The organism is Nocardia sp. GTS18, from assembly GCF_013839555.1.
Taxonomy (GTDB): Bacteria; Actinomycetota; Actinomycetes; order Mycobacteriales; family Mycobacteriaceae; genus Nocardia; species Nocardia rosealba.
Genome location: NZ_JACBIU010000008.1, coordinates 149,237 through 169,646, shown reverse-complemented (window position 1 = coordinate 169,646; position 20,410 = coordinate 149,237). Strand labels below are relative to the sequence as shown.

At 67.8% G+C, this 20,410-nt stretch carries 22 protein-coding genes; 10 read left to right on the top strand and 12 right to left on the bottom strand.

What is annotated here, in order from left to right:
• Positions 1-169: 169 nt before the first annotated feature.
• A complete protein-coding gene (locus HYG95_RS11260; protein WP_181697918.1) occupies positions 170-811 on the bottom strand; it encodes a DsbA family protein in 642 nt (213 codons plus the stop codon).
• A gap of 148 nt (positions 812-959) precedes the next feature.
• Between HYG95_RS11260 and HYG95_RS11255 the strand changes: the two genes are divergently transcribed.
• Together HYG95_RS11255 and HYG95_RS11250 are read left to right on the top strand one after the other, a co-directional pair.
• Entirely contained in the window at positions 960-2,180 is a 1,221-nt protein-coding gene (locus HYG95_RS11255; RefSeq protein WP_181697917.1) for an NAD(P)/FAD-dependent oxidoreductase, read from the top strand.
• A gap of 28 nt (positions 2,181-2,208) precedes the next feature.
• Entirely contained in the window at positions 2,209-2,721 is a 513-nt protein-coding gene (locus tag HYG95_RS11250; RefSeq protein WP_370465755.1) for an NUDIX domain-containing protein, read from the top strand.
• 1 nt (position 2,722) lies between these two features.
• Here the strand turns inward: HYG95_RS11250 and HYG95_RS11245 are convergent, their stop codons facing one another.
• Positions 2,723-3,685 carry an AraC family transcriptional regulator gene (locus tag HYG95_RS11245; RefSeq protein ID WP_181697916.1) on the bottom strand — a complete coding sequence of 321 codons (963 nt, stop codon included), beginning with the start codon at positions 3,683-3,685 and terminating at the stop codon, positions 2,723-2,725.
• Positions 3,686-3,807: 122 nt separating this feature from the next.
• Here HYG95_RS11245 and HYG95_RS11240 point away from each other — a divergent pair, with 122 nt between their 5' ends.
• Positions 3,808-4,566, top strand: coding sequence for an NAD(P)H oxidoreductase (locus HYG95_RS11240; RefSeq protein ID WP_181697915.1), 759 nt, complete (start codon positions 3,808-3,810; stop codon positions 4,564-4,566).
• Positions 4,567-4,640: 74 nt separating this feature from the next.
• Here the strand turns inward: HYG95_RS11240 and HYG95_RS11235 are convergent, their stop codons facing one another.
• The gene (locus HYG95_RS11235; RefSeq protein WP_181697914.1) at positions 4,641-5,459 is read right to left on the bottom strand and encodes an NAD(P)-binding domain-containing protein; all 819 of its coding nucleotides are present in this window, start codon (positions 5,457-5,459) and stop codon (positions 4,641-4,643) included.
• Between the two features lie 126 nt (positions 5,460-5,585).
• Between HYG95_RS11235 and HYG95_RS11230 the strand changes: the two genes are divergently transcribed.
• A complete protein-coding gene (locus HYG95_RS11230) occupies positions 5,586-5,942 on the top strand; it encodes a helix-turn-helix domain-containing protein (RefSeq protein WP_181697913.1) in 357 nt (118 codons plus the stop codon).
• 15 nt (positions 5,943-5,957) lie between these two features.
• Here the strand turns inward: HYG95_RS11230 and HYG95_RS11225 are convergent, their stop codons facing one another.
• A complete protein-coding gene (locus HYG95_RS11225) occupies positions 5,958-6,794 on the bottom strand; it encodes a phosphoribosylaminoimidazolesuccinocarboxamide synthase (RefSeq protein ID WP_181697912.1) in 837 nt (278 codons plus the stop codon).
• Between the two features lie 166 nt (positions 6,795-6,960).
• Here HYG95_RS11225 and pepN point away from each other — a divergent pair, with 166 nt between their 5' ends.
• The 4 genes from pepN to HYG95_RS11205 all read left to right on the top strand — a co-directional run bounded on the left by pepN (position 6,961) and on the right by HYG95_RS11205 (position 11,491).
• The gene (gene pepN, locus HYG95_RS11220; protein ID WP_181697911.1) at positions 6,961-9,552 is read left to right on the top strand and encodes an aminopeptidase N; all 2,592 of its coding nucleotides are present in this window, start codon (positions 6,961-6,963) and stop codon (positions 9,550-9,552) included.
• Between the two features lie 157 nt (positions 9,553-9,709).
• Positions 9,710-10,162, top strand: a complete 453-nt coding sequence (locus HYG95_RS11215; RefSeq protein ID WP_181697910.1) for an SRPBCC family protein — start codon at positions 9,710-9,712, stop codon at positions 10,160-10,162.
• Positions 10,163-10,286: 124 nt separating this feature from the next.
• On the top strand, positions 10,287-10,892 hold the full coding sequence (locus HYG95_RS11210; RefSeq protein ID WP_181697909.1) for a ClpP family protease: 606 nt from the start codon (positions 10,287-10,289) through the stop codon (positions 10,890-10,892).
• A gap of 8 nt (positions 10,893-10,900) precedes the next feature.
• Positions 10,901-11,491, top strand: coding sequence for a ClpP family protease (locus HYG95_RS11205; RefSeq protein WP_181697908.1), 591 nt, complete (start codon positions 10,901-10,903; stop codon positions 11,489-11,491).
• Between the two features lie 8 nt (positions 11,492-11,499).
• On the opposite strand, the gene HYG95_RS11200 is transcribed toward HYG95_RS11205, so the two are convergent.
• The 3 genes from HYG95_RS11200 to HYG95_RS11190 all read right to left on the bottom strand — a co-directional run bounded on the left by HYG95_RS11200 (position 11,500) and on the right by HYG95_RS11190 (position 14,958).
• Complete coding sequence (locus HYG95_RS11200) at positions 11,500-12,336, bottom strand: SDR family oxidoreductase (protein ID WP_181697907.1); 837 nt, start codon at positions 12,334-12,336, stop codon at positions 11,500-11,502.
• Positions 12,333-13,805 carry an NAD(P)/FAD-dependent oxidoreductase gene (locus HYG95_RS11195; RefSeq protein WP_181697906.1) on the bottom strand — a complete coding sequence of 491 codons (1,473 nt, stop codon included), beginning with the start codon at positions 13,803-13,805 and terminating at the stop codon, positions 12,333-12,335. The genes HYG95_RS11200 and HYG95_RS11195 overlap by 4 nt, the downstream gene beginning before the upstream one ends.
• 175 nt (positions 13,806-13,980) lie before the next feature.
• The gene (locus tag HYG95_RS11190) at positions 13,981-14,958 is read right to left on the bottom strand and encodes a patatin-like phospholipase family protein (protein ID WP_181697905.1); all 978 of its coding nucleotides are present in this window, start codon (positions 14,956-14,958) and stop codon (positions 13,981-13,983) included.
• A 60-nt stretch (positions 14,959-15,018) separates the two neighbouring features.
• On the opposite strand from HYG95_RS11190, the gene HYG95_RS11185 reads away from it, so the two are divergent.
• Both HYG95_RS11185 and HYG95_RS11180 read left to right on the top strand, forming a co-directional pair.
• Positions 15,019-15,615: a TetR/AcrR family transcriptional regulator gene (locus HYG95_RS11185; RefSeq protein ID WP_181697904.1), complete on the top strand. Its 597-nt coding sequence runs from the start codon at positions 15,019-15,021 to the stop codon at positions 15,613-15,615.
• Between the two features lie 243 nt (positions 15,616-15,858).
• Positions 15,859-16,671, top strand: coding sequence for a hypothetical protein (locus HYG95_RS11180; RefSeq protein ID WP_181697903.1), 813 nt, complete (start codon positions 15,859-15,861; stop codon positions 16,669-16,671).
• Between the two features lie 110 nt (positions 16,672-16,781).
• On the opposite strand, the gene HYG95_RS11175 is transcribed toward HYG95_RS11180, so the two are convergent.
• From HYG95_RS11175 to HYG95_RS11155, 5 genes are all read right to left on the bottom strand, one after another.
• Positions 16,782-17,294, bottom strand: coding sequence for a DUF2199 domain-containing protein (locus HYG95_RS11175; RefSeq protein ID WP_181697902.1), 513 nt, complete (start codon positions 17,292-17,294; stop codon positions 16,782-16,784).
• A complete protein-coding gene (locus HYG95_RS11170) occupies positions 17,291-17,632 on the bottom strand; it encodes a DUF5713 family protein (RefSeq protein WP_181697901.1) in 342 nt (113 codons plus the stop codon). The genes HYG95_RS11175 and HYG95_RS11170 overlap by 4 nt, the downstream gene beginning before the upstream one ends.
• A gap of 79 nt (positions 17,633-17,711) precedes the next feature.
• Positions 17,712-18,101 (bottom strand): helix-turn-helix domain-containing protein, encoded by a 390-nt coding sequence (locus HYG95_RS11165; protein ID WP_181697900.1) that lies wholly within the window; start codon positions 18,099-18,101, stop codon positions 17,712-17,714.
• Positions 18,102-18,238: 137 nt separating this feature from the next.
• Positions 18,239-19,438: a lipase family protein gene (locus tag HYG95_RS11160; RefSeq protein WP_181697899.1), complete on the bottom strand. Its 1,200-nt coding sequence runs from the start codon at positions 19,436-19,438 to the stop codon at positions 18,239-18,241.
• 105 nt (positions 19,439-19,543) lie between these two features.
• Entirely contained in the window at positions 19,544-20,410 is an 867-nt protein-coding gene (locus HYG95_RS11155; RefSeq protein WP_181697898.1) for an alpha/beta fold hydrolase, read from the bottom strand.

Here is a 20,410-nt window from a genome sequence, read left to right as displayed (position 1 = left end):
CCTCCAGACGGCTCCCCCGCCACCACCCCCGAAACCGCTCTGAGCCCCAACGCAACAACCACGGATTTTCGGCCGCCTCGAATCCGAGGGGCGAGACGTAACGGCGAAGCCGAAGTATCGCCCCTCGGATTCGAGGCCTTCCGGGCCGAAAATCCCGCGGCGCCAGCCGCTAATCAAACACAGCCTCTTCGGTGCGGGTGCGCTTGAGTTCGAAGAAGTGCGGGTAGGAGGCGAGGGCGACGACGCCGTCCCACACCCGGCCGGCGTCCTCGCCGCGCGGGATGCGCGAGAGCACCGGGCCGAAGAACGCGACCCCGTTGACGTGGATGGTCGGCGTGCCCACATCGGGTCCGACCTTGTCCATGCCCGCGTGGTGGCTGACCCGCAGCGCCTCGTCGTAGTCGGTGCTGTCGGCGGCCTCGGCCAGTTCGGCGGGCAGGTCGAGTTCGGCGAGGGCGTCGGCGATCACGGCGGTCAGGGTTTCCTGCGTGGTGGCGCGTTCGAACTCGGCCTTGCGGTCGTGGATGCGGGTGCCGAGGGCGGTGTAGAGCGGGGCCAGGATCTCCTCGCCGTGCTTCTGGGCGGCGGCGATGGCGACGCGCACCGGGCCCCAGCCCGCGGCCATCAGTTCGACGTACTGCGGCGGCAGGTCCCTGCCTTCGTTGAGCACGGCCAGGCTCATCACGTGGAAACGGACCTCGATGTCGCGTACCTGCTGGACTTCCAGGATCCAGCGCGAGGTGATCCAGCACCACGGGCACAGCGGGTCGAACCAGAATTCGGCGAGATCCTTGGTGGCCTGATCGCTCACGGGTCTTCCTCTCGGGTCAGCTGGGGCGGGCAGGGCGGCCCGCTGGTTGGTGCAACCGTGCCGGTGCTTGATTCGTTCCCCTGATCGCCGGCCGCGGCTAGGCTCGACGGTGAGGGAAACCGGAACGTCCGTGAGAAGGAGTCCGTGTATGAGCTCGAATCAGCATTTCGTGATCGTCGGTGGTGGGCTGGCCGGCGCCAAACTGGCCGAAGCCTTGCGCGCCAACGATTTCGACGGCCAGGTGACGTTGCTGGCGGCCGAGGACGATCTACCGTACGAGCGCCCGCCGCTGTCGAAACAGCATTTGGCCGGTGATCAGCAGCTGCCGGATTTCACGGTGGATTCGCCGGCCTGGTACCGCGATCACCACATCGACCTGCGCTTGGGTACCACGGTCGAGGCGTTCGATCCGGCCGCGAGGACGGTGTCGTTGCCGGACGGTTCGACCCTGTCCTATGACAAGCTCGCGCTGGCCACCGGGTCGCGGCCGCGCACACTCGACGTTCCCGGCGCCGAGGCGAGCAATGTGTACACCCTGCGCACCATCGGTGACTCCGATCGGCTGCTCGAGGTGTTGCGTTCGAAGCATCGGCTGGTGATCGTCGGCGCCGGCTGGATCGGGCTCGAGGTCGCCGCGCAGGCGCGGGCCAGGCAGGTGGAGGTGACGGTGCTCGAGGCGGCGGAGCTGCCGCTGGTGTCGGTGCTCGGTCCGCAGATGGGCACCGTGTTCGCCGAATTGCATCGCGGCAACGGTGTCGACCTGCGTACCGGTGTCGTCGTCGACATGATCCTCACCGAGGACGGCATGGCCACGGGCGTGCAGCTCGACGACGGCCAGGTGGTGCCCGCCGACGCGGTGCTGGTCGCGGTGGGCGCGCAGCCGAATATCGAGCTCGCCGAAGCCGCCGGGCTGGCCACCGGCACCGGCATCCTGGTCGACGAGTCCCTGCGCACCAGCGACCCGGATGTGGTGGCGGTCGGCGACATCGCCGAGGAGTTGCATCCGCTGCTGGGCAAGCGGGTACGCGTGGAGCACTGGGCCAATGCCCTGAATCAGCCGGCCGTGGCCGCGCTGACGATGCTCGGCAAGCCCGCCACCTACGACCGTCTCCCCTATTTCTTCACCGACCAGTACAACCTCGGGATGGAGTACACCGGCTATGTCGGTCGCGACGACGACGTGCGGGTGGTCCTTCGCGGCGATGTGGCGAAACCGGAATTCGTCGCCTTCTGGCTGGACCGGGACAACCGCGTGCGTGCGGGCATGAACGTCAATGTCTGGGATGTCACCGATCGCATCAAGGACCTGGTGATCTCGGGCGAACCGGTCGACCCCGAGCAGCTGGCGGATCCGAACACCGAATTGTGAGCGTGCCGCGTCGGCGGCAGGGTCGAAGGTGGCTGGCAGACTCGACGGCGTGAATGTCTACAGCGCGGGTGTACTGGTGTTCCGGCGTGGCGAGGCCGGGATCGAGGTGTTGATCGGGCACATGGGCGGACCGTTGTTCGCGAAGAAGGACGAGTCGGCGTGGTCGATTCCCAAGGGCGAGTACGAGATCGGGGTCGAATCGGCGGAGGTGGCCGCCGCACGCGAGTTCACCGAGGAACTCGGGTTGCCGGTGCCGGACGGCCCGTGGATCGCGCTCGGTGACGTGCAGTACGGCAGCGGATCGCGCCGTAAGACGGTCACGGTGTGGGCAGTGGAGGGCGATCTCGATCCGGACGCGATCGTCCCGGGCACCTTCACCATGGAGTGGCCGCCGCGCTCGGGCCGTCTCGGCGAGTTCCCCGAGATCGACCGGGTGGGCTGGTTCGCCCCGGCGACCGCCGAGCCCAAGCTGGTCAAGGGCCAGCGTCCGCTGTTGCAGCGCCTGGCCGAGCACCTCGCGGGTACCGCCCCGACGCCGTGACTCACGCCCTCGCCAGGGCGGGCTGTCGCAGCGTGGAGCGGAATTCCGAAGGGCTCTGTCCGCGAAGGCGTTTGAAGGCGGCACTGAACCCGAACGCATCGGAGTAACCGACGGTGGTCGCCACCTGGGCGACGCTGCGATTCGGGTCGGCGAGCAGTTCCTCGGCCTCGGCCATCCGCCATTCGGTGAGATAGGCCAGCGGCGTCTCGCCCATCACCTCACTGAACCGGCGCGCGAACAGGGCCCGCGACACCGCCGCCTCGGCCGCCAGATCGGCCACTGTCCAGCGCCGGAACGGATCGTTGTGGATGGCCTCGAGCGCGGGCCCGACGACCGGGTCGGCCATACCGCGATACCAGGCGGGCGCGCAATGTTGCTGCGCCGCAAGCCAGGTGCGCAGCGTGCACACCAGCGCCCAGTCCAGGAGCCGGTCCATCAGCGCCTGTGAGCCCGCGCTGAGCCGGACCGCGTCGGCGGCGGACTGTTCCAGCCACGCGCAGACCTCCGGGTCGTCGCTGACGACCATCACCGGCGGCAGCGCTCGCAGCAGTCGTTCGTGCCGTCGCCCGGACGCCCGATAGGCGCCGACGACGAGCGATGTCTCCTCGGGCGCGCCGGTCGCCGTCTCGACGAGTTCCGGTGTGGCACAGGCGAGATCGGCCGGGCCGAAACCGCGGGGCACGAAACACGACAGCTCGTAGCCCATGTGCGGGCGGTCGAGCGTGGCGCGGGTATCGGCCAGGTGGAACGGTTCGCAGGCTTGGACGACGGCGGTGTCTCCGGCCACCAGCCGGGTCGAGGACCCGTCGGCGAGCACGAGAGTGCCGCCACCACGCAGGACGGTGACCATGACCAGGGGCGCACGGTCGGCGAAACGGATGGTCCACGGCGACCGCAGCACGGCGTGCGTGACGACCGATCCTTCGGCACGAATGCCGCTCAACAGCGAACTCAACGGATCCACGCCACCAGCGTAGACGAATTCCTATCGACTGGAGATGATCACCCATAGATCGTCCACGCGATTCACGGTTGACTCGAAGCACAGGGCAAACAGCCCGCACCACCGATGACCAGGGAGTCACCATGTCGCAGCCCTCCGCTACACCCGAATCCGCGCGCACCGCAACGCCTCCCGCGTCCACCGGCCTCGCTCACCCCGGGAACGCAGGAGAATCGGCGGTCGACCGGCGGGCCCTGGTGGTCCTGTCGCATCACCGCGCCGATTCCCTGTCGGCTCATGTCGCCGACCGCGCGGTCGCCCGGCTCATCGCCGCCGGGTACGCGATCGACTTCCTCGACCTGCACCGCGAGAACTTCGACCCCCGGATGACCGTGGCCGACCAGCCCGAATGGGGCAATCGCGACAAGGTGTACTCGGCGACCACCGAGGCGCACATGCGCCGGGTCCAGGCCGCCGACGTGATCGTCGTCGTGTTCCCGGTGTACTGGCAGAGCGTTCCCGCCATGCTCAAGGGCTGGATCGACAGCGTCTGGAACTACGGTTTCGCCTACGGCCGCAGCAAGCCGAAACTGGCGGGCAAGCGCATCCTGTGGCTGGGTTTGGCGGGCGCCACCGCGGGCGACGCGATCGTTCCCGGCATGCAGCAGCTACTCGAGGCCCAGCTCAACGAGGGGTTGGCGTACTACAGCGGCTTCGCGGACTCCCGCGTCGGCCTGCTGCCCGACGCCGAGGACCAGCCCCAAACCATCGACGCCGAAGGCAATCTGGTGATCGGCGAGGCCATCGCGGGTGACGCACGAGCCGCGCATTACGCCGCGTTCGACGCGCGGGCCGAGGGCTTGGTCGACGAACTCCTCGCAGCCGAGTTGGTGAACGCCTGACCCCGGCCCGGTTGCCGGGCACACAGCGCGGTCCGATCGCGGAACTTTCGCACGATCGGACCGCGTACTCGGGCTCAGATGCCGGGCACCGTCTTCAGCAGCACCTGAAGCAACTCGGAGGGCGTACCCGCCTCGTCCGCGGCGGTGTTGATGGTGGTGAGCGCGCCCGCGGTGAATTCGGCGCTCTGTTCGGGAACATAGGTTGCCGGGTCGTCGATGCCGGGTGCGTACTGCGCGAACATCCCGGCCATCGCCTGCAGGAACGGGCCCATCAGGGTGGCCAGGTGAGCAGCCGAACCACCGGTGGTGCGCACCATCTTCCCGCCCTGCTGGAAGCCGGCGAACATCGAGTACATGCCGCCGAGAATCGCCAGGTCGTACATGGCTGCGGCACCGTAGTCCGTACCGACCCATTCGGCGCGGCCGAACAGATCCAGAACGTGCCGGAACCGGTCGAACGCGGCGGTGATACCGCTGTAGAGCAGGAAGGCCGCGGGCCCGCCGATCATCGACGGCACCGCCATGATGCCGCCGTCGACGAGCTCCACGCCGTTCGCCTCGGCCCAGCGGCCGAGCGAGCGCCCCTGTTCCGGGGTGGTGGTCGTCAGATTCACCACCACGCGGCCGCGCAGCTGCTCGGCGGCGGGCTCCACGTGCTCGCGCACCGCCGCGTCGTCGAGGACGCACAGGATCACCATGTCCCCGGCCGCCATCGCCTCGGCCGAGGTGGTCGCCACCGTCGCGCCTTCGGCAACCAGCGGTTCGGCCCGCGCGGCGGTGCGGTTCCACACCGTCACCTCGTGTCCACCCGCCAGCAGCGCCTTCGCGAGCGCGGCACCCATCGCGCCGAGACCGATCACCGAAACGCGCTGTACCGCAGTCGAGTTGCTCATTGCTCCCCTAGTCCGAAAGGTTGTCGCCGTCGCTCGGCGATGCACTCCCAGATTCGCCCGTTGCGCTAAACTTCACAAGTACCGACTGTGAAGTGCAATACCTACAAAAAAGTAAGTAAGGCGAAGATGAAGCAGCGACAGCATCCGTATTCGTGCGGCATCGATGCCGCCCTCGACGTGGTGGGCGGCAAGTGGAAGGCCCTGATCCTGTGGGCCCTGTCCACCGGCACCCAGCGCTTCGGCGACCTGAAACGCCTCGTCCCCGGTGTCACCGAGAAGATGCTGATCCAGCAGCTCCGCGAACTGGAGCACGACGGCATCATCAGCCGTGAGATCTACCCGCAGGTCCCACCGAAGGTGGAGTACTCCCTCACCGAGCGCGGGGTGTCGCTCAACGCCGCGCTGGTGACCCTCGGCGAATGGGGAAACGAGCAGATGGACCACATCTGCGCGGTGAAAGGGGTTGCCGCACCCGTGCACTGACGGGCGCGGCGACGACTATCCCCGGGTACCCGTCCAGCTCTCACCGGTAATGCGCTCGTAGGCTTCTTCGTACTTGCGCCGGGTCGCCTCGACCACGTCGGCGGGGATCTCCGGGCCGGGGTATTCCTTGTTCCAGCCGGTAGAGGTGGACCAGTCGCGAACGAACTGCTTGTCGAAGGAGCGCTGGGGACGACCGGGCTCCCATTCGTCGGCGGGCCAGAAGCGCGAGGAGTCGGAGGTGAGCACCTCGTCACCGAGGGTGAGAACCTCACCGTCCCAGCCGAATTCGACCTTCGTGTCGGCGACGATCACGCCCGCCTTCGCCGCGTGCTCGGCACCGCGCGTGTAGATCTCGAGGGTGAGGTCCCGCAGTTTCTCGGCGACCTCACGGCCTTCCTGGTTCACCACGTCGGCGAAGCTGATCGCCTCGTCGTGGCCTTCGGCGGCCTTGGTCGAGGGGGTGAAGATGGGCTCGGGCAGTTTGTCGCCGTCGCGCAGCCCCGGGGGCAGCGCGATACCGGAGACGGTGCCCGACTGCTGGTACTCCTTGAGTCCCGACCCGGTCAGGTACCCGCGCGCGATGCACTCGACCTGCAGCATCTTCAGCGGCTTCACCCGGATACCGCGCCCGGCGAACTCGGCGGGCACGTCGGTGGCCGACACCACATGGTTGGGAATGTCGGTGAAGTACTCGAACCACCAGTTCGACAGCTGGGTCAGCAGCGCACCCTTGCCGGGGATCGGCGTGGGCAGCACCACGTCGTAGACCGAGACGCGGTCCGACGCGACGAGCAGCAGGGTATCGCCGTCCTCGTAGAGGTCACGGACTTTCCCGGCGTGCACATGCTTCAACGTCGAGCCTCCTGGTAGGTGCGAACTTTTCCGTAGGCACTGTACCGAGGGGGCCGAAACCCGTGAGCGGGTGTCGGCGGCAAGTGGCATTGTGGACGCTGATGTGCGCGCGGCCGAGGCCGGAGCGCGCGAGGCGTGCCGTGTTCGTCGACGACGAAGGAGATCAATGTCTGCCCCGAATCTCACCCGCGACCAGGCGGTCGAACGCGCGGCCGTGGTGGCCGTGGACAACTACCGGATCGAGCTCGACCTCACCGACCAGCCGCGCGGGGCGGATTCGGCGGTGTCGGACACCTTCGGTTCGACGACGACCGTCACCTTCACCGCGAAGCCCGGGGCGAGCACTTTCATCGATCTGGTCGCGGCGCGGGTGCGCTCGGCGGTGCTCAACGGTCGGGAGCTCGATGTGAGTTCCTACGCCGAGGAGACCGGTATCGCCCTGTCGGACCTGGCCGAGAACAACGAGCTCGTGGTGGTGGCCGACTGCGAGTACTCGCACACCGGTGAGGGCCTGCACCGCTTCGTCGACCCGGCCGACGGCAAGGTCTACCTGTACTCGCAGTTCGAGACCGCCGACGCCAAGCGGATGTTCGCCTGCTTCGACCAGCCCGATCTCAAGGCCACCTTCGATGTGGTCGCGACGGCGCCGAGCGACTGGGTTGTCGTGTCCAACGGCGCCGATATCGACCAGCACAAGGTCGGTGCCGTCGTGCGCCACACGTTCGCGACCACGCCGCGGATGAGCACCTACCTGGTCGCCATGATCGCCGGTCCCTACGCCACGTGGACCGACACCTATTCCGACAGCCACGGCGAGATCCCCCTCGGCCTGTTCTGCCGGGCCTCGCTGGCCGAGCACATGGACCACGAGCGGCTGTTCACCGAGACCAAGCAGGGTTTCGACTTCTACCACAAGAACTTCGGTGTGCCGTATGCCTTCGGCAAGTACGACCAGCTGTTCGTGCCGGAGTTCAACGCGGGCGCGATGGAGAACGCGGGCGCGGTCACGTTCCTCGAGGACTATGTGTTCCGGTCCAAGGTGACCCGCGCGTCGTACGAGCGCCGCGCGGAGACGGTGCTGCACGAGATGGCGCACATGTGGTTCGGCGACCTGGTCACCATGAAGTGGTGGGACGACCTGTGGCTCAACGAGTCGTTCGCGACGTTCGCGTCGGTGCTGTGCCAGGCCGAGGCGACCGAATACACCAGTGCCTGGACCACTTTCGCGAATGTGGAGAAGTCCTGGGCCTACCGCCAGGACCAGCTGCCCTCGACCCACCCGATCGCGGCCGACATCCCCGACCTGCACGCGGTGGAGGTGAACTTCGACGGCATCACCTACGCCAAGGGCGCCTCGGTGCTCAAGCAGCTGGTCGCCTATGTCGGGTTGCAGCCGTTCCTGGCCGGTCTGCGCGACTACTTCGCCGAGCATGCCTATGGCAACGCCACTTTCGACGATCTGCTGTCCGCGCTGGAGAAGGCGTCGGGGCGTGACCTGTCGGACTGGGGTGCGCAGTGGCTCAAGACCACGGGCCTCAACATCCTGCGGCCCGATTTCACCGTCGCGGCCGACGGCACCTTCTCGAGTTTCGCTGTCGTGCAGGAGGGCGCCGCACCGGGTGCGGGCGAGTACCGCGTGCACCGGATCGCGATCGGTGTCTACGACGATGTCGACGGAAAGCTGGTGCGTGCCAAGCGCATCGAGCTCGACCTCGACGCCGCCGCGCGGACCGAGGTGCCGGAGCTGGTCGGGGTGCCGCGTGGGGCTCTGGTACTGGTCAACGACGACGACCTCACCTACTGCTCGCTGCGCCTGGATCCCGATTCGCTCGCGGTGGTCGTGGACCGCGTCGGTGACATCGCCGAATCGCTGCCGCGCACGCTGGCCTGGTCGGCGGCCTGGGAGATGACCCGGCAGGCCGAGATGAAGGCCCGCGATTTCGTCGCGCTCGTGCAGCGCGGGATCGGCGCCGAGTCCGAGATCGGGGTGGTGCAGCGGTTGCTCATGCAGGCCGCGACCGCCATCTCGAGCTACGCGGAGCCCGGTTGGGCCGAGCAGGAGGGCTGGCCCGGTTTCGCCGATCGGCTGCTGGAACTGGCTCGCGGCGCCGAGGCGGGTTCGGATCATCAGCTGGCGTTCGTCAACGCGCTCACCGGCGCCAAGCTCGACACCCGGCACACCGATGTGCTCGCCCAGCTGCTCGACAGCGATCCGGCGGAGGTCGGGCTGGGCGGGCTCACGGTCGACACCGACCTGCGCTGGCGCGTCGTCACCGCACTGGCCGCCGCGGGACGCATCGACGCCGACGGGCTCGAGTCCCCGGTGATCGACGCCGAGCTGGACCGTGACCCGACAGCGGCGGGCAAGCGCCAGGCCGCCGCCGCCCGCGCGGCCCGCCCGCTGGCGGCGGTGAAGGAACAGGCCTGGAACACGGTGATGGGCGACGACACGGTCCCCAACATCACCGCCCGCGCCATCGTCGGCGGCTTCGCCCCCGCGGGCCAGGGTGAGCTGCTCACCCCGTATGTCGACCGCTACTTCGCCGAGGTTCCCGCCGTCTGGGAACGCCGCTCGAGCGAGGTGGCCCAGACCGTCGTCGTCGGCCTGTACCCGCACTGGGCGATCACCGAGGAAGCGATGGCCGAGGCCGACGAATTCCTCGCCGGTGACCACCCGCCCGCCCTGCACCGCCTGGTCTCGGAGGGTCGCGCCGGCATCGAACGCGCGCTGCGTGCACGGGAATTCGACGCCAAGTAGCGCCACGGACCCGATGGCCCCGATCTCGCCGGATCGGGGCCATCGGCCGTTTCCGGCACGGCGTAGCTCGACCCATTTCGCCACGACAGAACTACTACCGAGCGTAGTATTCGAGTCGGGGGATTTCCTCCATGTCGATCTTCGAAGGAGAAGCGGGATGGAAACCATTGCGGCCGAGCGCTTTATCGCAGCGCCGATCGAGCAGGTTTTCGAATGGTGCGCCGACACCAGGAATTACGGGCGTTCGTTCTGGGTGCTGCGTAATCGTTGGGTCCGGCCGGGGACAGACGCGCCCTACGGCGTCGGCGCGGTCCGCCGGCACCTGTGGATGATCGGCCGGTTCACCGAGCGGATCACCCGATACGACCCGCCGCATGCCTTCGACTACCTCGTCGAACGCAGCTTTCCGCCGTCCCGGCACGACGGCGGGACCATGACGTTCACGGCGGAACCGGGCGGAACCAGGGTGCGCTGGACGAGCGTCGGCGAGGTGAAGGCCCCGTTCGCCGCCGCCACGATCACCCGGCTCACCACACCGATCGCCGCGATGGTTTTCGGGAAGATCCTGGATGCGTGCGCGAGAGACCTCGGGGTCTCCGCCTCCCGCTGAAACACATCGCTGTCATCACGGCACGGTCGCCGTGCTCCGGTGTCGCCGTGTTCGCTGCTGTGAGCAGATCTGCTGGGGGCAGCATCGGCGGCGAATTGTGGTGTGCGCGAGGCACCGTTGACTCATGGCACACGACGACAAAGCACCGATGTTCAGTTGGCGGATGCGTGAGCAGTTGTTCGGGCGGCGGATTCTCGTGCTCGACGGTGCGCTCGACGACGACAACGGCACCCTGCTCATCACCCAGATGCTCACCCTGGCCGCCCAGGCACCCGAAGCGGGGATCTCGCTGTGGATCCACTCCCCCGGCGGCTCGGTGCCGTCGATGCTCGCCATCCGCGACGTGATGCGGCTGGTGCCGTGCGAGGTATCCACGCTCGCACTCGGATTGGCTTGTAGCGCAGGCCAATTCCTGCTTTCCTCGGGGACGCCGGGTAAGCGGTACGCGATGCCGCACGCCCGCATCCTCATGCACCAAGGTTCGGCGGGCATCGGCGGCAGTGCAGTGGAGGTCGAGGTGCAGGCCGACGACCTGCGCTACACCGTCGACACCGTGCTCGGACTGATCGCCGAGGACACCGGCCAGCCGTTCGACCGCGTCTACGAGGACTCCCTGCACGACCGCTGGTTCACCGCCACCCAGGCCCTCGAGTACGGCTTCATCGACCACGTGGTGGAGACCTTCGACCAGGTCGTCCCCAACCGCCGCCGCATCGGCATCACGGCCTAGGAGCTGCCATGACCAGTTACACCATCCCGAATGTGGTTTCCCAGCACCGCGGCGGGGAACGTATCACCGACATCTACTCGCATCTGCTCAGCGAACGCATCGTCTACCTGGGCACACCGATCGACTCGGGCGTCGCCAACGCGCTCATCGCGCAGCTGCTGCACCTGGAATCCGACAGCCCGGGCCAGGCGATCAGCCTCTACATCAACTGCGAGGGCGGCGATCTGTCGGCCATGCTCGCCGTGTACGACACCATGCGCTTCATCAAGGCACCCGTGCACACCACCTGTGTCGGCCAGGCCATCGCGGTCGGTGCGGTGCTGCTCGCCGGTGGCGAGGCCGGGCACCGGGCGATGCTCCCGCACACCCGAATCGTGTTGCACCAGCCCGCGACTCGCGGTCAGGGCACGATTCCCGATCTGATCCTGCAAGCCGACGAGATCGTGCGCATGCGGGCGGCGATCGAGGCGATCCTGTCCAAGCACACCGGTCAGAGCCCGGAGACCTTGCGTCGCGATACCGATCGCGACCGGGTGTTCACCGCCGAGACGGCCTTGGAGTACGGGCTGGTCGACCAGGTTCTGCACGAACGGGAGTGACCCGTGCGTTACTGCTTCTCGATGCGATCGAGGTAGACCCGACGCACATCGTCGTCGACCCGGTTGATCGCGGCGTCGTCGTGAGCGGCCTTGCGCACCAACCGGATCAGCGATTCCGGCAGCAGCGTGGCGGCGTTCGCGGCGACGCCGACATACGACGGGACCGATGTTTCGGCGGCCCGGGTCTTCACCGTGCGGACCACGGCGGCGGCGATGTCTTCGGGCTCGACCGTCGGCAGAATGCCCACGTCGATGCCGGAGCTGAGTTCGGTGCGCACGGCCGAGGGCAGGACGGTGCTCACACTCACCCCGGTGCCGTCCATCTCGAGCCGGGTCGCCGCACTGAGCCCGACCACCGCGAACTTGCTCGCGTTGTACACCGCCAGCCCCTTGAGCGGGAACTTGCCCGCCAGCGATGCCACGTTCACCACGTGGCCGTAACCGCGTTCCACCATGGCCGGTAGCGCCAGCCGCATGCCGTGGATGACCCCGAAGACGTTGACGTCCATGGTGAGCCGGTCGATGCGATCGGACTGTTCGAGGAACGGCGCGTTGGGCATCACGCCCGCATTGTTGACCAGTACGTCGAGCGGGCGACCGTGCCAGTCGACGGCGGCGTCGAGAAACCGCGCGTAGGAATCCTTGTCGGTGACGTCGAGCGCGTGTCCCATTGCCCGGTCACCGAATTCGGCCGCTGCCTGCACGACCAGCGCCTCGTCGAGATCGCCGAGCGCCACCCGCGCACCCGCCGCCACGAAGGCGCGCGCGGTGGCCAGGCCGATGCCACGCGCCGCGCCGGTGATGGCGACGAGCGCGCCGTCGAGTTCGATCTTCGGATAGCTCATGACAGCACCTTGCTCTCGGTGACGGTGAAATCGGCGGGATCGAACGAACTGACCCGGCTCCTCAGTGCCCCGGTCGACCACGGCCAGCTGAAGCTGTTGCGCCCGTTCACATCCAGGTAGTAGCTACTGCAGCCACCGGAGTTGTAGACGGTCCCAGGTAGGGCGGCCTGCACCTCGTCGACATACCGGGCCTGCACCTCCGGGCGCACGTCCAGCACCGGCCAGCCCTCGCGGCGGGCGCGGGTGACCGCCGAAACCAGGAAGGTGATCTGGGCTTCGAGAACGGCGAACGCCGAGGAGTGTCCGGTACCGAGGCTCGGTCCGAGGATGGAGAACATGTTGGGGAAACCGGTGGTGACGGTGCCGAGGTAGGCCTCCGGTGAACCCTTCCAGTGGTCGGCCAGTGAGCGTCCGTCGGCGTCGCGCACGATCTCGCCCAGCGGGGAGTCCAGGATGTGGAAGCCGGTGCCGAGGATGATCGCGTCCACCTCGGCGCTACTGCCGTCGGCACCGATCACCGTGTTGCCCCGGATTTCGGTGACGGCGGTGGCGTGCACGTCGACATTGGGTTTGGTGAGCGACTGTAGGTAGTTGTTGGAGAACAGGATCCGCTTGCAACCGAGCAGGTAGTCGGGAGTGAGCTTGGCCCGCAGCACCGGATCACGCACCACCGCACGCAGATACGCCGAACCGATCCCCTGCACCGCCTGCATGAGCGGACGCGGATGCCGGAAGGCCACTCCGAGCCCCTCCATCATCGCGTACTCGATGCCACGTAAAGCTTTGTGCGCGAACGGGACCCGGCGCATCACCTGCTTCTCGATGCCCGGCACCGGATGGTCCGGCTTCGGCAGCACCCACTGCGCGGTGCGCTGGAACAGGTGCAGTGCGGCCACCTCCGGCTGGATCTGCGGCACGAACTGCACCGCCGACGCACCCGTTCCGATCACCGCGACCCGCTTCCCGCGCAGGTCGTAGTCGTGATTCCAGCGCGCCGAATGGAAGACCTCGCCCTCGAACTCGTCCAGGCCGGTGATGTCGGGGAAGCGCGGTTCGTTCCACGGGCCCGCCGCCGAGACGACGAAGCGCGCCGTGAATTCGCCGGAAGTGGTGTCCAGGCGCCACAATTCGGCTCCCGCGTCCCACTGGGCTCCGGTCATCGTCACCCCGAAACGGGTGCGCTCGGCGAGGCCGTGCTCGCGTGCCACCCGGTCGACATAGGCGAGGATCTCCGGCTGGGTCGCGAACAGCCGCGACCACTCCGGGTTCGGCGCGAAGGAGAACGAATACAGCCCCGACGGCACATCACACGCGCACCCCGGATACGTATTGGCCCGCCACGTCCCCCCGAACGTCTCGGCCTTCTCGACGATCACCACATCGTCGACCCCCGCCTCCCGCAACTTGACGGCGGCGCCGACCCCGGACACCCCCGCCCCGATCACGATCACCTCATGGTGCTGAGTCATCCGGCTCTCCTTCTTCGCAGAATCTCGGGTCACTGTGTGCTCGTCGTGTGCATGAGCTCATGGGCCAGGTGCCGCACGCCGGTGGCCGCAGCCCGCGCCCGCAGACGACAGGGCACCTTCCGGCGGCCGGGGCCTGCCGCGCACCGAGCGCGTGCTCTGATCTGCGAGCTACCGATCATCGCGCGAGACTCGCGGTGCGCAGTGCTTCGTGCACGCGGGCATGGGCATTGGCGCGGGCGGCGGCGAGGGTCGCCGGGCGACGACGGGAATCCATGAAGTTGGGGCCCATCGCGGCCAGTTCGGCGGGGCCCGGCTCGACGCGGATCACGCGGATGCCGTTGTCGCGCAAGAGCTTCACCTCGCGGTCGAGGCCGCGGGTCATCTGGGTGCGCAGGAGACGTTCGATGCGGTCGAGGCCGGTGGCCGGGACGCCGCCCGCGGAGGTCATCGGGGCGACCACCACCACTTCGTCGAGGTCGAGTGGGAGCAGCAGGTCGGCCGAGACCGAGGAGACGGCTCCTCCGTCGACGTAGTCCCGGCCGTTGATCCGTACCGGCGGGAACCAGCCGGGGATCGCCCAGGACGCGGCGATCGCGTCACCGAGGTCGACAGGAGCGCCCTCGGCGGGCCGATGCAGCGAATCGGCCTCGAACCCGTTGGCACCGAAGGCGATCCGTTGCCCGGTCGCGGCGTCGGCAGCCACCAACCAGGTCGCGGGGTGATCCACCCAGCCGTCGGCATCGGCGAGCTCCCGGCCGAACGAGCGGAGCCAGCTCGCGTCACCGCGTCCGCGTGGCAGCAGCCCGGCCAGGGCGCTGTAGGCCGAGCCCGCGCGGAGTCCGGCACCGATCAGGCCGAGGTTCGGCAGGCCGATACCGGGCAGCGGTGGGAACTTGCCGGGGTCTACGGCGATGTGCGCCGCGAGTACCGGGTCGGCGTCGGGCTCGGCGTCGAGGGCTGCCACGAGATCGGCCGGTGTGCGGCCGGAACCGAGGGCGGCCACGATCTCCGCCCCGGCCGAGGTCCCGATCAGCACGTCGGCCGATCGAGCATCCCAGTCCAGCGCGCGTTCGACCGCATGGAGGGCCACAGCGGTCCAGGCGAACCCGAGGACACCACCGCAACCGATGGCAAGGCCACGTCGAGTGCTCATGATCCAGATACTAACGGTATTCGAATTCCATCGGTACCCCTTTTTGCTAAACTGCCGCATATGACCAGGCTGACGCGCAAAGAGTCCCACGCACGGACGCGCGAAAGTCTCGTCGAGACCGCCAAACGCCTGTTCCTGGCCGACGGTTACAACGTCACCTCCCTGGAGAAGGTCGCCGCCGAGGCCGGCTACTCCAAGGGCGCGGTGTACTCGAATTTCGCCACCAAACACGAACTCGGCCTCGCCGTGCTCGATGTGGTGCACGTGGAGCGGGCCGAATCCCTGTCGGCCGCGATTCTCGGACCCGACACCATGGCCGAACGGATCGAAGGCTTCGCCCGCTGGGCCGACGAGAACATCGGCGACGTCGGCTGGACAGCCCTGGAGGTCGAGTTCGCCACCAGCACCCGCCACCTCCCCGATATCCGCACCGAACTGGCAGAACGCCGCCGCTCCCTCACCGCCGTCCTGGCCTCCCTGATCGAAATCCAGACCGCCGAACTCGGCATCACCCTCCCCGTCCCCGCCGACGAAGCGGCCCTGCGCATGCTCGCCCTCGGCATCGGCCTCGGCGTCCAGCGCGCCATCGACCCGGAGATGCCGGTAACCGCCCTCGTCGACATGCTCCGCGAACTGACCATCGTCCGAACCAGCTGAATCGATCCGCTACCCGGACACCGAAGCTCGAACCGAACCACGTCGATCCAGTGGGCCGCGGTCGTCGAAAATCGGTAGACACCGCGGCGACTTCTCCATGCCATAGCCGGTGCCGTAACGGTCGTCGTCTACAAGGCGGACGGCAGGCAGGGCGCGCTTCCGTCCCCCGAGTCGCGATGGACGAGACTGTTCGTATCCGGCCGATCCGCAGCCGCGCCTGAAGGTCTAGTTCACGGGGGACAGATGGTCTACGAATCTGCTCAGCGGGTCGGGCCCTGCGACCAGTGTGGTGCAGAGGCGTTGAGCGTAGTCAGTGAAACTGTTCACGCTGCAACGTTCGGGTGGGCCATCGAAGGCTCTTGTAGCGAATGCGAACACATCTGGCATGCCAGTGGGAACGGTATTTCGGCGGAGGTTCGCGCCGCGATCATCGCCGACAACGGTCCGAGCGGACTGCGGATTGTGGATCCGGATCCCTCGGTGGGCGCGATGATGCGGGTGATCCGCAGCCGGGAATCGTTGCCGCTCCACGAGCTGAGAGCTGCGGCCGAGGATCTGGTGGCGAACGGGCGTGCGGGGACACTCGCGGAGATGTCGCTGCTCCGAGAGCTATTGGAAGATCAGGGGGTCCGGGCCGAGGTCGTCTTCGCGACGCCGCGACGATCCGGACGCACGATCAGCCTGGTCAAGCGCGTCGTCTATCTCGTTCCGCCTAAACGGCTCAGCGATCCGGACACTCGGACGGCACTGGTTCCCCACCGCCTGGCCGAAGCAGAGGCCGAGCTTCTGGCCGGGTACCTGGAATCGGCGACCGTGCTGGTGATAGCCGCGAGCAGGGTTCCGGATCGATTGACCGGGCGCCTGCTGTTACCACTGGGCGTCATGACCGATGGGGAATGGGTGTGGAATCTCGACTGGGCGGACTACGTTCGGGCCTATCGCGTGGACCCGTCCCAGCAATTCCGTGACCACGCCCGCAGCCGCAATTACGCCCCGGTCGAGCTCGACGACGACCGCGTCCAGCAGATCGCACGCACCCTCGGCGTTCCGGGGTAACGCGAAACGCCCTGTCGATCAGGCGAAGACACGGCGTGGTTGTGCCCCCGTCAGCAACGCGTTCGGCGCGATGATCGTGACCGCCCCGTCCCGACATCCTGATGATCGGTTCAGTCCAAGGGGTTGTCGGTGTGCAGGATTTGTTCGGCGAACCATTGAACTCGGGCCGAGGTGATTCCGGTTCGATGCTCGACGGCCAGGGGGTGATCGGTGGGTTCCAGTTCCACGAGTGGGCGGTTGCCGATGGGCTGGGAATGGAGTTTGGTCTTCAGGTTCAAGGTGGTCGGTTCGTATATGGGCAGAATGGTGGACAACCAGCCGAAATACGGTGGCTCCTCGACCCTTTCGGGCTTGTCCCACAGCACCGACATCGCCTCGAAGCCGGCCGCGCTGACGGATACCCACACGCCCCAGTCGAATTCGGTGCCGAGATCGATCACCGGAATGACCAGCCGTGCCCGCACGAAGAAGTGCGATCCCGCTATCACGCATTGTTCTTCTCCGAGCACGCTACCGGGCTGATCCGCGGCTTCGGCGTTCCAGTACGCGGGTGCCGACGTGCCGTAGCTGAGCGGGGGTCCGTCGTGCGATTCGGCGCAGCGGGAGCAGGTGTAGGCCGTCACCAGTCGCGCCCGGCCAGCAGTTCCTCGGAGTCCGCATTCGGGAAGCCGTAGGCCGATGCGATCGCGCAGAAGTCATCGGCGATCACTTCTCGTGCGACCGTCTCGATTTCGCTGCCGGCCGCCTCGAACTCCACTTCCAGGTCGTTGAACTCCGCTGTGGCGCCCTGGGTGAGGACGTACAGGGCCGCCACATCCGACGGCCGTTCCGACTCGATGGTCTCGCACAGGCGGAGCAGGACGGCCTTGCACCGGTCGAGCACGACAGCGGGGTAGTACGGGTCTCCGTACATCTCTCGCAGGAACGGATGCCCGGCGATCTGACGGTTCGTGATCGGCATGCGTCGATCATGCACGGCACCACCGACAACCGCGCGGTCACCGATCATCGGTAGATGGACGAGCGCATCAGGATTGGTGTCAGGCCGCCATCAGCAGTGCGTTGGGTGCGGTCATCGTGGTGCGCGGCATAGCGGGGGCGGCGATGCGGCGGTCGCCGCCGACGACGACGGCTGTGCGTCGGCGCATCATTTCCGCCACCTGGCCGACGAGGTCGCCGACGCTGGTACCCAGTGCACCGGCCAGGGCGGCGATCATCTCACTGGAGGGTTCCTTGCGGCCGCGTTCCACCTCGGAGAGGTACTGCGGGGAGATGCCCGCGCGGCCCGCGGTGTCGACCAGCGTCGAGCGCTGCTCTTGGCGCAGGGTACGCAGCCGTTCGCCGAGGGCCTCGCGCCACAGCGGTTCGGGGCGTGCCCGCCGCTCCTCGCGCCCGCCTGGAATCACCCGCAAACCCTTGTGCTCGCCCATGCTCCGAGCGTAAGGACTGCCGGCGCGACACACCCGGTTCTTCTGCTGTGGGCGTAACTCAGCGGCAGTGCCGGGACAGCGCGACGACGCCTTCAGCAGGTGACACCGCAGATCGCGTCGAACCGAGGGCGTACGCGTCAACGGGTGATGCCGAAGCGGGTATCGACCCAGCCGAGGGCGTCGGTGAACGACGCGGAGATGATTTCGCTGTGGTCGACGCCGTCGTACTTGCGGTAGTCCACCGATTGACCGCGCATCTGCTGCTGGGCCACCATCGCATCGGTCGACTTCAGCGGAACGGTGTGATCGTCGCGGCCCTGCAACACCAGGACCGGTTCGGTGAAACTCAACCCGCTCGGGTCGTTGTCGTCGAGGACGCGCAGCAGCCCGGACAGGTCACCATCGCGCTCGAGAACGTCCTTGACCGACAGCCCACCCCATTTGCCCGATTCACTCAGGGCCGCCGCACAGTCGGTCTCTACGAGAGGCAGCATCGACACCGCACGCTCGGTGAGGAACCGGGCCGGGTCGAGCTCGGTGACGGTCTGCGCGCCGCGAACCAGCATCGGCAGATACACCGCCAGCCCACCGGTCCCGACCGAACCGAGCGGGTTCGACACCGCCCACTTCGCCATCCGCACCTGCTCCGCCAGATGGGACGCGGGTGCGAGCGCCACGGCACCGAGCAGATCCACCGCAGGAGCCCAACCGCCGGCCGCGCTCGCGGCGAACAGGGCCGCATGCCCACCCTGGGAGTGGCCCATCGCCACCCAGCGGGCACCGATATCGCGGTTGAATTCCCTTGCCGCGACGACGATGTCGGCCACGGCACGCTGCTCGGTCTCCCCGATGAGGTAGCCGTGGCCGCCGGGTGTGCCAAGACCCTGGTAGTCGGTGCGGGCCACCGCGTACCCGGCGGCGACCCAGCGGGCCAGCTCGTCCCTCGTCGGTGACGCACCGTCGGCCCGCGAGGGCGCGCACACGTCGGCGACGCCGTTGGTGCCCGGCGCGAAGGAGATCAGCGGCCAGCCGCCCACCGGCGGCGTCCCCGGCGGCACCGATACCGTTCCCGAGACGGCGACCGTCGCCCCGTGCGCGTCGATCGAGCGGTAGAGGATCAGCTCGGTGCGGGCACCCGGTACGGCATCGGGCAGCGACCGGGTGCGGATCACCGAACCCCGTGCGCCCGGCAGGGTTTCGCCGTCGGCGGTGTAGAAGTCCGAGGTCGGTGCACCGGCGGCGGGTTCGGTGTCGCGGAACGAGTCGTCGGCGCAACCGACGGTCGACAAGCAGGTCACCGCTACCGCGGCGATGATCCGAGCCAGAGCTGTGCGCATGATCCCCCTTCACCGGCGACCGGCCGTGCCGGCCGCGAAAGCCGCCGCTCAGGGTACTCGATCACGCGCGGACGGCCGGGCGGGTGCCCGGCCGTCCGCAGTGTCTCAGCGCAGGACCCGGCCGAGGAAATCACCGATCAGCGTGGCGATCTCTGGGCCGTGTGTTTCGAGGGCGAAGTGCCCCGCGTCGAGCAGGTGCAGTTCGGCGTCGGGCAGATCGCGCAGGTAGGCGCGGGCGCCGTCGGCACCGAAGATCTCGTCGTGCTCGCCCCAGGCGATGAGCGTCGGGGGACGGTGCTCGGCGAAGTACTTCTGGAATTCGGGGTAGCCGTCGAGGTTGTTCTTGTAGTCGGCGAACAGGTCGAGCTGGATCTCCTTGTTGCCGGGACGGTCCAGGTAGGCCTGGTCGAGAGTCCAGGTGTCCGGGCTGACCAGCGACAACCGGTCGGCCGGAACGCCATGGGTGTACTGCCATTTCGTCGCGTCGGGCTCGAGCAGCTTGCGCACCTCCGGTTCATGGGCGGCGCGGTCGTTCGCGTGGGCGAACAGCGGCTCCCAGAACGGTGTGAAGCCCTCCAGATAGGCGTTGCCACTCTGGGTGATGAGGGCGCTCACGCGCTGCGGGTTGCGTGCGGCGATACGCAGGCCGATGGGGGCGCCGTAGTCCTGGATGTAGAGCGCGAACCGGTCCACGCCGAGGGTGTCGAGCAGTTCGAGGGTGAGGGCCGTGAGGTTGTCGAAGGTGTAGTCGAACTCGTCGGCCTTCGGCATCCCGGACTGCCCGAAGCCCAGATGGTCGGGCGCGATCACGTGATAGTCGGCGGCAAGGGCCGGGATCAGGTTCCGGAACATCGCCGAACTCGTCGGGAAACCGTGCAGGAGAACAACAGTCGGCGCCGACGGGTCACCCGCCTCGCGGTAGAAGATGGACTGGCCCTGGATCTGGACCGTGTTGTGACGGACCTTGCTCAT